Annotated in this window: 13 protein-coding genes; 7 read left to right on the top strand and 6 right to left on the bottom strand. The window is 73.7% G+C overall.

Going from position 1 to position 13,527, the window contains the following annotated elements; genetic code table 11:
• Positions 1-140 precede the first annotated feature (140 nt).
• Positions 141-410 (top strand): hypothetical protein, encoded by a 270-nt coding sequence (locus OG429_RS09800; RefSeq protein ID WP_076046471.1) that lies wholly within the window; start codon positions 141-143, stop codon positions 408-410.
• A gap of 51 nt (positions 411-461) precedes the next feature.
• Here the strand turns inward: OG429_RS09800 and OG429_RS09795 are convergent, their stop codons facing one another.
• Genes OG429_RS09795 through OG429_RS09785 form a run of 3 tightly spaced genes read right to left on the bottom strand, consistent with a single transcriptional unit; the run spans position 462 to position 3,485 of the window.
• Entirely contained in the window at positions 462-1,673 is a 1,212-nt protein-coding gene (locus OG429_RS09795) for a CaiB/BaiF CoA transferase family protein (RefSeq protein ID WP_328924911.1), read from the bottom strand.
• Positions 1,674-1,725: 52 nt separating this feature from the next.
• Positions 1,726-2,526 (bottom strand): ABC transporter permease, encoded by an 801-nt coding sequence (locus OG429_RS09790; RefSeq protein WP_328924910.1) that lies wholly within the window; start codon positions 2,524-2,526, stop codon positions 1,726-1,728.
• Complete coding sequence (locus tag OG429_RS09785; protein ID WP_328924909.1) at positions 2,523-3,485, bottom strand: ATP-binding cassette domain-containing protein; 963 nt, start codon at positions 3,483-3,485, stop codon at positions 2,523-2,525. The genes OG429_RS09790 and OG429_RS09785 overlap by 4 nt, the downstream gene beginning before the upstream one ends.
• A gap of 73 nt (positions 3,486-3,558) precedes the next feature.
• On the opposite strand from OG429_RS09785, the gene OG429_RS09780 reads away from it, so the two are divergent.
• Complete coding sequence (locus OG429_RS09780; RefSeq protein WP_328924908.1) at positions 3,559-4,287, top strand: TetR/AcrR family transcriptional regulator; 729 nt, start codon at positions 3,559-3,561, stop codon at positions 4,285-4,287.
• Positions 4,288-4,359: 72 nt separating this feature from the next.
• Here the strand turns inward: OG429_RS09780 and OG429_RS09775 are convergent, their stop codons facing one another.
• Positions 4,360-5,523 carry a type ISP restriction/modification enzyme gene (locus OG429_RS09775; RefSeq protein ID WP_405922397.1) on the bottom strand — a complete coding sequence of 388 codons (1,164 nt, stop codon included), beginning with the start codon at positions 5,521-5,523 and terminating at the stop codon, positions 4,360-4,362.
• Positions 5,524-5,643: 120 nt separating this feature from the next.
• Between OG429_RS09775 and OG429_RS09770 the strand changes: the two genes are divergently transcribed.
• Complete coding sequence (locus tag OG429_RS09770; protein ID WP_328924907.1) at positions 5,644-5,805, top strand: hypothetical protein; 162 nt, start codon at positions 5,644-5,646, stop codon at positions 5,803-5,805.
• 30 nt (positions 5,806-5,835) lie between these two features.
• On the opposite strand, the gene OG429_RS09765 is transcribed toward OG429_RS09770, so the two are convergent.
• Together OG429_RS09765 and hmgA are read right to left on the bottom strand one after the other, a co-directional pair.
• A complete protein-coding gene (locus OG429_RS09765; RefSeq protein ID WP_328924906.1) occupies positions 5,836-6,585 on the bottom strand; it encodes a GntR family transcriptional regulator in 750 nt (249 codons plus the stop codon).
• 100 nt (positions 6,586-6,685) lie between these two features.
• Positions 6,686-8,038: a homogentisate 1,2-dioxygenase gene (gene hmgA, locus OG429_RS09760; protein WP_328924905.1), complete on the bottom strand. Its 1,353-nt coding sequence runs from the start codon at positions 8,036-8,038 to the stop codon at positions 6,686-6,688.
• 151 nt (positions 8,039-8,189) lie between these two features.
• Here hmgA and OG429_RS09755 point away from each other — a divergent pair, with 151 nt between their 5' ends.
• From OG429_RS09755 to OG429_RS09740, 4 genes are all read left to right on the top strand, one after another.
• Positions 8,190-10,298, top strand: a complete 2,109-nt coding sequence (locus OG429_RS09755; RefSeq protein WP_328924904.1) for a right-handed parallel beta-helix repeat-containing protein — start codon at positions 8,190-8,192, stop codon at positions 10,296-10,298.
• Positions 10,299-10,390: 92 nt separating this feature from the next.
• Positions 10,391-11,185 (top strand): hypothetical protein, encoded by a 795-nt coding sequence (locus tag OG429_RS09750; RefSeq protein ID WP_328930212.1) that lies wholly within the window; start codon positions 10,391-10,393, stop codon positions 11,183-11,185.
• A gap of 277 nt (positions 11,186-11,462) precedes the next feature.
• Entirely contained in the window at positions 11,463-12,764 is a 1,302-nt protein-coding gene (locus OG429_RS09745) for a hypothetical protein (protein ID WP_328930211.1), read from the top strand.
• Between the two features lie 40 nt (positions 12,765-12,804).
• Positions 12,805-13,425 carry a TetR/AcrR family transcriptional regulator gene (locus OG429_RS09740; RefSeq protein WP_328930210.1) on the top strand — a complete coding sequence of 207 codons (621 nt, stop codon included), beginning with the start codon at positions 12,805-12,807 and terminating at the stop codon, positions 13,423-13,425.
• The last annotated feature ends 102 nt before the right edge of the window (positions 13,426-13,527 follow it).

Below are 13,527 nucleotides of genomic sequence, written 5' to 3'. Positions count from 1 at the left end.
GACGGGCAACTGCGCTGAGTAATCGTCAACTCCCCGTCGCCACACGGGTAATTCACACCACCGGGATACCCGCGCGCGACGCGGGGGCGATAGGGTTAACCTGCCCGGGCCGGGTGCCCTCGTACGGGTGGGGAGAGATCATGGAACAGATAGCAATGCGCAGCAGGCCGCCTCGCGTGCCTGCCATCACCTGCGGCAGCAGTGCGACCAGCTCGCGCCTCGACCGCCATCTCGCCGTGCTGGGCGGACCCGCCGTCCCGCACCGGGAGACCGCGGAGGCGACGCTGCTGATGCGCGAGCTCACCTCCCGCGACCACACGCACCGTCTGCGGAGCCGGAGCGCGCGCGTCTCGCTCTTCGCGCCGCTGCGCCGTCTGCGTCGCACGCTCTTCGGCAGCCGCCGTTCGTAACAGGCCCCGCACCCGCAGCCGTTCGCCCTTCCGGCATCCGGCCACCCGGCCCTACGCGATCACACCGTCCCGGCGCAGTTCCGAGATCTGTGCGCCCGCCATCCCCAGGGCGCGCAAGAGGTCATCGGTGTGCTCACCCAGCGCGGGCACCGCACCCATGTGCGGTGCCGCGCCGCCCGGCAGCCCGATCGGAGGCAACAGGGCCCGCAGCGGACCGGCCGGTGATCCCACCTCCCGCCAGCGGTCCCGGGCCGCCAGCTGCGGATGCGCGGCCAGCTGGGCCACCGAGTTCAGCCGCGCGCAGGCGATGCCCGCCGCCTCCAGCCGCCCGATCGCCTCGTCCGCGCCCAGCCCGCCCAGTGCCTGCGCCACCACCGCGTCGGTCTTCTCCCGGTTGGCGGTGCGCGCCGCGTTCGTCGCGTACGCCGGGTCCTCGGCCAACTCCGGCCGGTCCAGCACCTGTTGCGCGAGGCGCCGCCATTCCCGGTCGTTCTGCACCGACAGCAGCACCCGGTCCCCGTCGGCCGTCGTGTAGGCGTCGTAGGGTGCGATCACGGCATGGGCGAGGCCGGTGCGCACGGGCTGCTCCCCGCCGTGCATCGTGTGGTGCAGCGGATGCCCCATCCACTCGGCGAGCGCGTCCAGCATGGACACCTCCACCCTGCCCCCGCGCCCGGTGATCCCGCGGCGCAGCAGGGCGGCGAGGACCCCCGAGAAGGCGTACGTGGCCGCTGCGATGTCCGCCGCCGGGATCCCCGCCTTGACGGGCTGCTCCGGCGTTCCGGTCACCGAGACCAGGCCCGCCTCGCACTGCACGAGCATGTCGTAGGCGCGCTTGTGGGCGTACGGGCCCTCGGCGCCGTAGCCGGACACGTCCACGGCGACCAGCCGCGGGTAACGCGCGCACAGCGCGGCCGAGTCGAGCCCGAGCCGGGCCGCGGCGCCCTGCGCGAGGTTCTGCACGAACACGTCGGCGCCGGCCAGCAGGCCGTGCAGGACCTCCCGGCCGCGTGGGTCCTTCAGATCGAGCGCGATCGACTCCTTGCCGCGGTTGGCCCACACGAAGTGCGAGGCGAGGCCGTGCGCGGCGGTGTCGTAGGCGCGCGCGAAGTCGCCGCCGTCGGGGCGCTCGACCTTGACCACCCGGGCGCCGAGGTCGGCGAGCTGACGGGTGGCGAAGGGGGCCGAGACGGCCTGTTCGACGGCGACGACGGTGATGCCGGCGAGGGGGAGCGGTTCGGGCGCGGCGCTTTCGGTGTTCATGGCACCGATGCCTATCCCGTCCGACCCCAGCCTGTCACCCCCCCCCGGGATGTCAGCCCGCCGTGCCCCGGGCGAACCGCCGTGTCGCGAGCGGCACGAACAGCACGAGCAGCAGCGCCGACCAGAGCAGCGCACCGGCCACCGGATGCGCGGCCGGCCAGGCGGCGCCCGCCGCGGCCTCGGCCGCCCCGCCGCCGACGTTTCCGCACAGTTCGCGGACGCCGGTCGCGACGGCGCTGATCGGGTTCCACTCGGCGACCGTACGCAGCCAGGCGGGGAGCCCGGCGGTCGGCAGGTACGCGCTGGACAGCATCGGCAGGACGAAGGTGGCGCTGCCGAGCTGCCCCGCCGCCTCCTCGCTCCTGCTCACCAGGCCGAGGTAGGTCCCCACCCACGCGGTGGCGAAGCGGAACAGCAGGAGCAGGCCCAGGGCGCCGAGCGCGCCCGGCAGGCCGTTCTCGACGCGCCAGCCCATCGCCAGCCCCACCAGCATCAGGGGCACCATGGAGACGCCGGTGGTGAGCAGGTCCGCGGCGGTCTGTCCGAGCGGGACGGCGCTGCGGCTCATCGGCAGGGTCCGGAAGCGGTCCATCACCCCGCGGTGGGCGTCCTGCGCGGCGGTGAACATGCCCGTCATCAGGCCGTTCGCGGAGGTCGCGGCGAGGAGTCCGGGAACCAGGAACTCGCGGTACTCCGTGCCCGGCATGGCGAGCGCGCTGCCGAAGACGTAGCCGAAGAAGAGCAGCATGGTGATCGGCATGGTCTGGGTGAGGATCAGCAGCGCCGGGGCGTGCCGGGCCTTCTGGAGCTGGCGGGTGAGGACGGCTCCGCCGTCGGACAGCACGGTGCTCATGCCGCGTTCTCCTTCCGGGCCGCGGGGACGCGGGTGAGGCGCAGGAACACCTCGTCGAGGGTGGGCGGGCGCAGGCTCGCGTCGGTGACCGGGACGCCGGCCGTGTCGAGCGCGCGGATGATCCGGGGCAGGGTGAGGCCGGGGTCGAGCACGGTGACACCGGCGGTGAGCCGTTCCTCGTCGAGCGTCGGCCGGCCGCCGGTGAGCTGGTCCAGTACGACGGCGGCGCCGGCCAGTGCCTCGCGCGCGGTGACGGCGACCTCGGCGTAGGCGCCGATCCGGGCCTTCAGTTCCGCCGGGGTGCCGGTGGCGACGGCCCGGCCGCGGTCGACGACGACGATGTCGTCGGCGAGCCGGTCGGCCTCCTCCAGGTACTGGGTGGTCAGCAGCACCGTGGTGCCCTCCGCGGCGAGGTCCCGTACCGCGGTCCAGATCTGCTCGCGGGCCGCCGGATCCAGGCCGGTGGTCGGCTCGTCCAGGAAGAGCACGCGGGGGCGGGTGATCAGCCCGGCGGCCAGGTCCAGGCGCCGCTTCATGCCGCCCGACCACGTGCCGGCCATCCGGTCGGCGGCCTCGCCGAGTCCGAAGCGCTCCAGCAGCCCGTCGGCGCGGTCCCGGCCGGCGGAGCCGCGCAGTCCGGCGAGGCGGGCGAAGAGCCGCAGGTTCTCCCGGCCCGTCAGATCCCCGTCGACGGAGGCGTACTGGCCGGTGACCCCGATGGCGCGGCGGACGACTGCGGGGTCGCGGGTGACGTCGTGGCCGGCGACGAGGGCGCGGCCGCCGGTGGGTGCGGTGAGGGTGGTGAGGATCCGGACGGCGGTGGTCTTGCCCGCGCCGTTGGGGCCGAGGAGACCGCAGACCGTGCCCTCGGGCACGGCGAGATCGAGGCCGCGCAGGGCATGGACCTGCCCGTAGTTCTTCTCCAAGCCTTCACTAAGTACGGCGTACGTAGTTGTCATGTGCGGCACCCTACCTCACTACGTACGGCGTACGTAACTAAGATGGTGGCGAGACGACGAGGTGATCTGAGCGATGACTGCCGGCGGGCGACCCGCTGAACCCGAAGTGATCTGGGCCCGCCCGCAGCGGGCCGGCCGCGGACCCCGGCCCGCGCACAGCCGCGAGTCGATCGCCGCCGAGGCGGTGCGGATCGCCGACGAGGAGGGGATCGAGTCCGTCTCCATGCGACGGGTGGCGGCCGGGATCGGCGCCGGGACGATGTCCCTGTACAACTACGTGCCGCGCAAGGAGGACCTGTACGAGCTGATGGTCGACGCGGTCAGCGGGGAGTACGAGTTCACCGCGCCGACCGGCGACTGGCAGGCCGATCTGCTCGCGCTGGCCCGCCAGACGCGGGCGCTGATGCACCGGCACCCGTGGCTGCCCCGGCTGCTGAGCCCCGTCCACGGCTTCAGCCCCAACGCCCTGCGGTACCTGGAGCACAGCCTGGACTGCCTGGCGCCGCTGGCCGTGCCGGACGGCGAGAAGCTGGAGCTGGTCGCCGCGGTCAACGGCATGGTGTCCACCTATGTGGCGGGCGAGCTGGCGCTGGCCGAGCGGGCCCGGGCGCTGCCCTGGAGCGAGGCCGAGGAGCAGGGCGTACGGGCGGCGTGGATCGGCTCGCGGCTGGCCACCGGGCAGTACCCGCGGCTGGCGGCGGCCCTCACGGGCGGCGCCGTGCCGATCACCGAGGCGGGGCCCGATCTGGTCGCGGCGTTCGACCGCGCGATGTCGCGGCTGCTGGGGGCGTGGGGTCCGTAACCCTCCTGTCCGGATCCCTCCTGTACGGCGGCCGGGGGCCGACGGGCCGGGGCCGGGCTCCGGGCGCCGACGTCAGAGCAGGGCGAACTGCCCGCCCGGGCCCTCCTCCTGGTGGTCCAGGACCGAGGCCGGACGCCTGGCCCAGCGCGGCGGAGGCAGCACCCCGGCCGCGCGCAGCTCGTCGGCGGACAGCCCCGGACCCGGCTCGAACGCGGCCCGCTCCGGGGCCAGATCGGCCAGCAGCGCCAGGGTCGTGACCAGGGCCAGCAGCTCCGAGGTCCAGGCTTGCGGCCATTCGGCCGGGCCGAGCGCCTCCAGCCCGTCGGCGGCCGGGTCGCGGTGCGCGCCGCGGGCGGCGAGCCACGCCTCCAGCACGCGGGCGCCCTGCACCTCGTACTCCCACGCGCCGGCCGGTACGGGGGACACGGTCCCGCCGCCGAGGCCCAGCGTCTCGCTCGCGGGGTCGTACGCGAGCTCGTGCGGCCACGCCGCCAGTGCCGAGCGGACGTACGGGCGGCGCCCGCCGGGCAGCCGGGGCGGTTCCCCGCCGCGGGCCCCGCGCAGCTGGACGCCGAGCAGCCGGTGGCCCAGCTCCAGCCCGGCCCGCCAGCGCTCCGGGTCGGCGGTGAGCGGGACCTCGTACCCCCGCGGCCCGGGGCGGCCCGCCGCGAGGATCCAGCACAGCACGTCCTGGGGGGTCGCCCAGCCGCCGTACCGCTCGCCCAGCAGCGGCAGCAGGCCGGGGGCGAGATTCGGCTCGGCGCCGCCGGGACGCCGGTGCAGCGGTCGGATCCGGCCGAGCCGGCCCGCCGGGAGGTGCGGGGTGACCAGCAGGTCGGGGGTCTCGACGGTGAACAGCTGATGCCCGTCCAGGACCCGCCAGAGCTCCGGGCGGGCCGTGTCGATGAGCCGCTGGTCGGGCAGCAGCCACTGCTCGTCGAAGGGGTCGCGCAGGACTCGTACGGGCTCGGGGCACGGGCCGGGCGCGTCGGCGAAACGGGCGGTGGCCGAGCGCTGACCGGGCAGCGCGGCCGCGCCGGCGGCGGGCGTACGGCCCCGGCTCGGGCGGAACAGCCGCTCCCGCTCGGCGGCTTCGGCGCCGGTCAGGGCCGCCCAGCGGGCGCGCAGGGCCGCCGGATCGGGCGCGGCCACCCAGGCGCGGCCCAGGCGCAGGCTCCCCACGGCCCAGGGCATCAGATCGTCCAGCAGCGGTACGTCTTCGCTCACGCCGCCGATGGTAGCGACGGGATCCGGCGGCCGGGCTGCGCCGAGACCGAAGCGCTACGCTCCTTATATAGGCATAAGTCCTATATGGGCGTACATCGCATGCGTTCCGTATCGACCGAGGAGACGGTCATGAGTCAGTACGACGAATACTCGACTCCTTCGCAGGCCGAGGGTGAGCGGCTCGAAGAGGACATGGACGAGGCTCAGCGCAAGCAGCGGCACCCCCAGACGATGCGGACGACGCCGTCCCAGGCGGAGGGTGAGCGCACCACGGAGGACGACGAGAAGTAGCAGGCTCCAGGGCGGTGCCGCCGCAGCCGCTCAGTGCGCGTCGACGGTCACCGTGAAGGAGAACCGGTCGCCGCGGTAGCGGATCCTCGCCACGTCCACCACCCGGCCGTCCTCGTCGTAGGTCACGCCCGTGTAGTGCAGGATCGGGCTGAGCAGCGGGACCTGGAGCAGCTCGGCCGTCTCCGGGTCGGCGAGCCGGGCCTCCACCGTGTCCGTGATCCGGCTGATGCGCACCCCGACGACGTCCCGCAGGACCTTCGTCATCGGCCACCGTTCGAGATCGGCGAGATCCACCGCTTCGGCGAACTCGGGAAGGACCGCGTTCTCCACCCAGTTCGTCGGCTCGCCGCTCGCGCGGTCGTGCCGCAGCCGGCGGTAGGTGACCACCTCGGGCGTGTCCGGGAAGTGCGCGAGCAGCTCCCCGGACACGGCGGTGCGCCCGTGGCCGAGAATCGTCGTACGGTCGCCGGACTGCTGCGCCACGATCGCGTCGACCGAACCCAGCAGCCGCACCGGGGCGCCGCGCAGCGCGCCCGGCTCGATGAAGGTGCCGCGCCGCCGGTGCCGGCTGATCAGGCCCTCGCCCTCCAGCTCCTTGAGTGCTTGCCGCATGGTCAGCACGCTCACCCCGTAGTGCTCGGCGAGCTGCTCCTCCGTGGGCAGGCGCAGCGAGGCGTCCGGGGTGCGCCCGAGTATCGAGGCGCGCAGCGACTGCGACACCTGGTACCAGAGGGGCAGTTTCCGGTTCAGCACCAGGGAGTCGGGGGCGAAGGCGGTCACGGGTGGTTCTCCGTACGGCTGGGCGGGGCGGCATGCGGCGGGCGGCGTGCGCCTGCGCCTGCGGCGGGCGGGTGGCGCAGGCGAGCGTACGCAGCGCGGGTCAGGCGCGGAAGTGGCGCTGCAGACCCTGCCACACGTCGTCGTAACCGCGCTGGAGGTGATCCGCGCCGGCCGCCTGGGCGGTGGCGGTGATCGGCCAGCGGGTCTCGAACATGAAGGCCAGGCCGTCGTCGATCTTCTGCGGCTTCAGTTCGGCGGCGCTGGCCCGGTCGAAGGTCTCCCGGTCCGGGCCGTGCGCGGACATCATGTTGTGCAGCGAGCCGCCGCCCGGCACGAAGCCCTCGGCCTTGGCATCGTAGGCGCCCTCGATCAGGCCCATGTACTCGCTCATCACGTTGCGGTGGAAGTACGGCGGGCGGAAGGTGTCCTCGCCTACCAGCCAGCGCGGGGCGAAGACCACGAAGTCGACGCCCGCCAGCCCCGGGGTGTCGGAGGGCGAGGTCAGGACCGTGAAGATGGACGGGTCGGGGTGGTCGTAGCTGATCGAGCCCAGGACGTTGAAACGGCGCAGGTCGTAGACGTACGGCACGTGGGTGCCGTGCCAGGCGACGACGTCGAGCGGTGAGTGGTCGTAGGTGGCCGACCAGAGGTTGCCGCAGAACTTGTTGATCACCTCGGTCGGGCGCTCGCTGTCCTCGTACGCGGCGACCGGGGCGCGGAAGTCCCGCGCGGCGGCGAGGCCGTTGGCGCCGATCGGGCCCAGGTTCGGCAGCTCGAAGGGCTGGCCGTAGTTCTCGCACACGTAGCCGCGGGCGGGGGCCGCGCCGTCGGTGCCGACGTCCTGGAGCTCGACGCGGAAGCGGACGCCGCGGGGGATGAGGGCCATCTCGCCCGGCCGGACGGAGAGCAGGCCGAACTCGGTGCGCAGGAGCAGTCCGCCGCGCTCGGGGACGATCAGCAGCTCGCCGTCGGAGTCGCTGAACACCCGGTCGGTCATGGAGGCGTTGGCGGCATAGAGGTGGATGGCCATGCCGGCGCGCTGGGCGGCGTCACCGTTGCCGCCGAGGGTCCACAGGCCGGCCAGGAAGTCGGTGCCGGGGGCCGGGTCGGGCAGCGGGTTCCAGCGGAGCCGGTTGGGGTCCGCCGCGGCCTCGGTGAAGGGCGCGGTGCGCAGGGCCCCGTTGTCGATCCGGCTGAAGGGCGGGTGCGCGGCCGAGGGACGGATCCGGTAGAGCCAGGAGCGGCGGTTGTGGGTGCGCGGCTCGGTGAAGGCGGAGCCGCTGAGCTGCTCGGCGTAGAGGCCCAGGGGTGCGCGCTGGGGCGAGTTCCGGCCGAGCGGCAGCGCGCCGGGGACGGCCTCCGAGCTGTGCTCGTTGCCGAAGCCGGTGAGGTACTCCAGCGCCTCCGCCGTCTTCCTGGCCTGCTCGCTGCCGTTGCCGGCCTGCTCGCTCATGTGCTGCTCCCACTCCGTCGAAGGAATCCTATGGGTGACAGTAGGATTCCGCGGCCCGCGCGTCAACGGTGCTTTTCGCGGCGTCGCCCCTCGCGGCGGATTCATGCAGAGGGGGATCCCAAAAGATGAACAATGCTCTACTCTCACGCGCATGTCGTGGACCCGCAGGTTCCCTGCCGTGCCGGCGGCGCTCCTCGCCGCCCTCCTCGCTTTCCTGTCCCTCCTCGCCGCCGCGCCCGCCGCCCGCGCGCACGAGGAGCGCCCCGTCACCCTTCCCGACGGCTCCGGATCCGTGCCCGAGTACCGCAAGGCCGAGCCCGACCTGGTGGTGTGCAAGACGGGCCGCCCCGAGTTCGAACGCCGGATATCCGCCTTCCCCGAGGAGCTCAGGCAGCGGAACCTCGCCCTGTACGAGCGGTGCGAGAAGAGCGGCTACCGGCACCTCCAGGAGGCCGTCGACGCCGTCGACCGGCCCGGGATGAACATCGCGATCCTCCCCGGCCTGTACGAGGAGGAGCCCTCACTCGGAAAGCCGACGGGTCAGTGCGCGGAGCTGAAGGCCCCGAACTCCGCGCTCGGCTACCAGATCCTCACCTACGAGCAGCAGGTCGCCTGCCGGCACAACCAGAACCTCGTCGCCATCCTCGGCAAGACGAACCTGCAGATCGAGGGCACGGGCGCCTCCCGCCTGGACGTGATCGTCGACGCCAAATACCAGAAGCTGAACGGCATCCGGGCCGACAAGTCCAACGGCGTCTACTTCCGGAACTTCACCGCCCAGCGCACCACCTTCAACTCGCTGTACGTGCTGGCGGGCGACGGGTTCGTCATCGACGACGTGCTGACCCGGTGGAACGACGAATACGGCTTCCTCACCTTCGCCAGCGACCACGGGCTCTACAAGAACTGCGAGTCGTACGGCAACGGGGACTCCGGCATCTACCCCGGCAGCGCCTCCAACATCAACGACGGCCGGGGCTACGAAGTGCCCCGCTACTCGATCGAGATCACCGGCTGCCACAGCCATCACAACATGGTCGGCTACTCCGGTACCGCGGGTGACTCGGTGTGGGTGCACGACAACGAGTTCGACCAGAACATGGGCGGCGCCTCGATGGACAGCGCCTTCCCCGGCCACCCCGGACTCCCGCAGAACCACGCCAAGTTCGAGCGCAACCTCATCCACGACAACAACCAGGACTACTACGGGTACGTCGCCGACGGCACCTGCGCCAAGCCGCCGGTCGAGCGCGGCTACGAGCGCGGCGTCGTCTGCCCGCAGATCTCCATGCCGCCGGGCACCGGCATCATCACCGCGGGCGGCAACTGGAACGTCTACGAGGACAACTGGGTGTACGGGCACCGGCGCGCGGGCTTCTTCCTCAGCGCCGTACCCGCCTTCATCCGCGGCGAGGAGAAGTGGTCGAAGCAGACCGACACCTCCCACCACAACCGGTACGCCGGGAACACCATGGGCAAGGACAAGTCCGGAGCCGCCCGCCCCAACGGCATGGACGTCTGGTGGGACGGCCAGGGGCGCGCCAACTGCTGGCAGGACGGCCCCGACGGCTCGACGCCGGGCACCGTGCCGCGGTGCGGGGAGGCGCGCGGAGACGTCACCGGGGCGTCCGCCCGCCTGGTCGGCGAACCGGTGAAGCTGGTCCAGCTGCTCGTCTGCGCGGACTACAGCGTCCAGGCACGCAAACTCCCGGCCGGCTGCGACTGGTACGGCGCCCGCGGTCTGGAACGCGTGGAGACCCAGATCGCGCTCGCCGTGGCGGGCGTCCTGCTCCTGGTCGGCGGTGTGCTGTGGTGGCGCCGCCTGCGCGGCTCGCGCCTGGGCACGGCGGCCTCGCTCCTGGGCCTGGCGGGCCTGGCCCTCGACGTGGCCGGTTCCACGACCGGGCTGGTCGCCACCTTCGTCCCCGCACTGGCACTGCTCCTCCTCGGACTGTGGTGGACGGGTGTCGGGCTCGCTCTGCGCCCCGCCCGCCCCTGGCTTGCCCGCCTGACCCTGCTGCTGGCCGGGCTCACCCTGCTGGACGCCTTCGACAAGGCGGTCCTGATGATTCCCTGGACCCCCCTGAGCCCCGCCTGGGTACGGTCCCTGGTCGCCGTCGTCTGGATCCTGTGGGCGGTCGTCGCCTCGGCCCGCCCCGGCACCCCGGCCCTGCCCTCCGGCTCCAGCGGCGACCCGGCTGGCGACCGCGAGCCGGCTCCGGCCGGTCCCGCCGCCCCAGCCACAGGCGGCCTGCTGTGACCGGCCGGCCCGACGACCGCACCGGGTGCGACGCCTGCGGTACGCCGCCCGGCCCGCCCCGCGGGCCGGGCCGGACCGCCCGCACCGCGGCCCTGCTCGCCCTCGTGCTGCTGCTCGCGTCCGGAGCGGCGACGGCCTGCGGCGGGCGGGCCACCACCCACCACAAGCCCGGCACCACCCACGAGCAGGCTTCCGGGAGCACGGGCACCCTGCTCACCACCGACGACGGCACCGGTCACCGGCTCCGCGAGGTCCCGGCCGAGGGCGCGCCGGAGGTGCGGCTCACCGCCCGCCCGGACTCGGAGGACGGCTGGAACCTCCAGCTGGCGGTGAAGAACTTCCGCTTCACCCCCGACAGCACCGGCGGCGCCGCCCTCCCGGGCGCCGGCCACGCCCACCTGGAGCTCGACGGCCGCAAACTGGCCCGACTGTACGGCCCGTGGTTCCACCTGCCCGCCGCGCAGGTCCCCGAGGGCGCGCACACCCTGACCGTCCGCCTGTACGCGGACGACCACACCGCCTGGGCGGTGTCCGGCAAGCCGGTCGAGGGCACGACCCCGCTCACCGCCGCCGCTGCGGGCCAGTCCGGGGGACACAGCCACGGCGACGCGCCGCCGGAGCAGGCCGACCGGACGGTCACCATCACCATCCGCGAAGGCAAGGTCAGCCCCGCCCCCGCCCGCACCGAGCTGCGGCGCGGAGAGCGGGTCGCCCTGCGCGTCACCAGCGACCGCGCGGACACCCTGCACGTCCACGGCTACGACAAGGAGCTCGCCCTGCCCGCAGGCCAGGAGGCCACCCTGATCCTGACGGCCGACCGCACCGGCCTCTTCGAGGTCGAAACCCACGAGTCCGCCCTCGTCCTGACCCAGCTCCTCGTCCGATGACCCCGCAGCCGCCCCCGATGACACGGCCGACGCCGCACCCTCTGCCGCCGCAGGCGACCTCGCCGCACCCGCTGCCGGCGACGCCGCCGGCAGCGGCCGACGCCCAGCCCCCGTGGCCGACGCCCCACGAGGTCCCGGCCCGGGCCCCCGGACGCGGGCCCACGTCCGGGATGCCAGGCCGAGGCCCGCGCGGGTCACTGCCCCGGGTGGGCCGGTGGTGACCGCCGTCTGGCCGGGTGCCGCCCCGGTCGCCGGTGGCGGCGGCGACGGCCAGGACGTGGTCCCTTACCCGGCCGATCCGCTCACCGCGCTCGCGCACGGGATCGGTTCCCAGCACGATCTGCCGATCTCTCCCTTCTACGCCTTCGCCGGTGCCTTCGCCGCGCTCTTCATCTCCTTCCTCGCCCTCGGCCTGCTCTGGTCCACCTCCCGCTTCCAAGGCGACCGCTCGGGTCGCGCCCTGCCCGCCGCCCTCCAGCGGGTGGCCGACGCGCCGGTCACCCGCACCGCCCTGCGCGGACTCGGGCTCGCCGCTGCCCTGGCGGTCCTCCTCCACCTCCTCCTCGGTCCCGACGACCCCGCGCGCAACCCCGCTCCCGGCGCCGTCTATGTCCTCTTCTGGGTCGGACTCGTCCCCGCCTCCCTCCTCCTCGGCCCCGTCTGGCGCCTGCTCAACCCGCTCCGCACCCTGCACCGGCTGCTCCGCCGTGCCCGGCGTCGCCGCGACCCCGACCGCCCCCTTCCCCCGCGTCTCGGCCAATGGCCCGCCGCCGCCGGGCTGTTCGCCTTCACCTGGCTCGAACTCGTCGCTCCCGATCCCGCGTCCACCACCACCCTTCTGATCGCCCTCACCGTCTACGCCACCGCCCAGCTCCTGCTCGCCGCCCGCTTCGGCGAGCGCTGGTTCGACGACGGAGACGCCTTCGACGCGTATTCCGCCCTCCTGGCCCGCCTCTCCCTCCTCGGCCGTCGCAGCGACGGCCGCCTGGTTCTCCGCAACCCCTTCCACGGACTCGACGCGACACCCGAGCGGCCCGGACTCGTCGCCACCGTCTGCGTCCTGCTCGGCTCCACCGCCTACGACGGCTTCTCCGACAACCCCTCGTGGATCAACACCCTGCAGACCTCCCCCCTCGGCCGCACCCCCACGGCCACCCTCGGACTCCTCGGTTCCGTCGCCCTCGTCGCCACCCTGTACTGCACGTGCGCCGCGGCCACCCGCCTTGTCAGCGGACCGCACCCCCGTCCCCTGACCGCCTTCGCGCACTCACTCGTACCGATCGCGCTCGGCTATCTCATCGCCCACTACTTCTCCCTCCTGGTAACCGAAGGGCCACGTACGGTAAGCATTGCAGCCGGCACTGACAACGCCCCCGAACCCGTCCCGCCCCTGGGCCCCGGCGGCCTCGCCGCCCTCCAGGTCGTCGCCGTCGTCACCGGCCACGTACTCGGCGTCGTCGCCGCCCACGACCGCTCCGTACGCCTCTTTCCGCCCGCGAAGGCGGTGGCCGGCCAACTGCCGCTGCTCGCGCTGATGATCACGTACACCATCGGCGGGCTGAGCCTCCTGCTGAACTGAGGCCGGTGCTCCGCTCGACAGAGAAGCGAGGAACGGCATGATGGACCCCGTGCCTCCCGCCCACTCCCTGCGCCGCGCTCCGATCCAGCAGCGCAGCGCCGACCGGCTCGCCCGGATCCTCGACGCCTGCGCCGAACTGCTCGACGAGACCGGGTACGAGAACCTCAGCACCCGCGCCGTCGCCCTGCGCGCCGGCGTGCCGATCGGCTCGGTCTACCGCTTCTTCGGCAACAAGCGGGCCATGGCCATCGCCCTTGCCCACCGCAACCTGGACCACTACGCCGACGGCATCGCCGACCGGCTCGCCGGCCTCCCCGCCACGGACTGGCGGCCCGTCGTCGACGCGGTGCTGGACGAGTACCTGGCCATGAAGCGCAGCGTCCCCGGCTTCGCGCTCGTCGACTTCGGCGTGCCCGCGCCGCCGCCCGACGGCCCGGAGGCCGACCCCAACCACCTGGTCGCGGCCCGTCTCACCGAACTGCTCTGCGCCCACCTCGGCCTGACCCCGGACGCCACCCTGGAGCGGGCCGTACTGGTCGCCGTCGAGGCCACCGACGCACTCATCCAGCTGGCGTTCCGCTCCGACCCGGCGGGGGATCCCGGCATCGTCGCCGAGACCCGGGCGATGATGCACGCCTACCTGTCCCGCGTGCTGGACTGACCCCCGCCCCCGGCGGGCCGTCCCCGGCTCAGGCTGTCCCCGGCCCTCGCGGCTCGGTCGGGCGGCCCTCTCCAAGGCTGCTCCCGCAGACCCCTGCCCCCC

Source organism: Streptomyces sp. NBC_00190 (assembly GCF_036203305.1).
Lineage (GTDB): Bacteria > Actinomycetota > Actinomycetes > Streptomycetales > Streptomycetaceae > Streptomyces.
This window is presented reverse-complemented; position numbering and strand designations above follow the sequence as displayed.

Coding starts and splice junctions, on each gene's coding strand:
- OG429_RS09755 (WP_328924904.1), top strand. CDS start 8,190: ATGTCGTGGACCCGCAGGTTCCCTGCCGTGCCGGCGGCGCTCCTCGCC.
- OG429_RS09780 (WP_328924908.1), top strand. CDS start 3,559: ATGACTGCCGGCGGGCGACCCGCTGAACCCGAAGTGATCTGGGCCCGC.
- OG429_RS09800 (WP_076046471.1), top strand. CDS start 141: ATGGAACAGATAGCAATGCGCAGCAGGCCGCCTCGCGTGCCTGCCATC.
- OG429_RS09770 (WP_328924907.1), top strand. CDS start 5,644: ATGAGTCAGTACGACGAATACTCGACTCCTTCGCAGGCCGAGGGTGAG.
- OG429_RS09740 (WP_328930210.1), top strand. CDS start 12,805: ATGGACCCCGTGCCTCCCGCCCACTCCCTGCGCCGCGCTCCGATCCAG.
- OG429_RS09785 (WP_328924909.1), bottom strand. CDS start 3,485: ATGACAACTACGTACGCCGTACTTAGTGAAGGCTTGGAGAAGAACTAC.
- OG429_RS09790 (WP_328924910.1), bottom strand. CDS start 2,526: ATGAGCACCGTGCTGTCCGACGGCGGAGCCGTCCTCACCCGCCAGCTC.
- OG429_RS09795 (WP_328924911.1), bottom strand. CDS start 1,673: ATGAACACCGAAAGCGCCGCGCCCGAACCGCTCCCCCTCGCCGGCATC.
- hmgA (WP_328924905.1), bottom strand. CDS start 8,038: ATGAGCGAGCAGGCCGGCAACGGCAGCGAGCAGGCCAGGAAGACGGCG.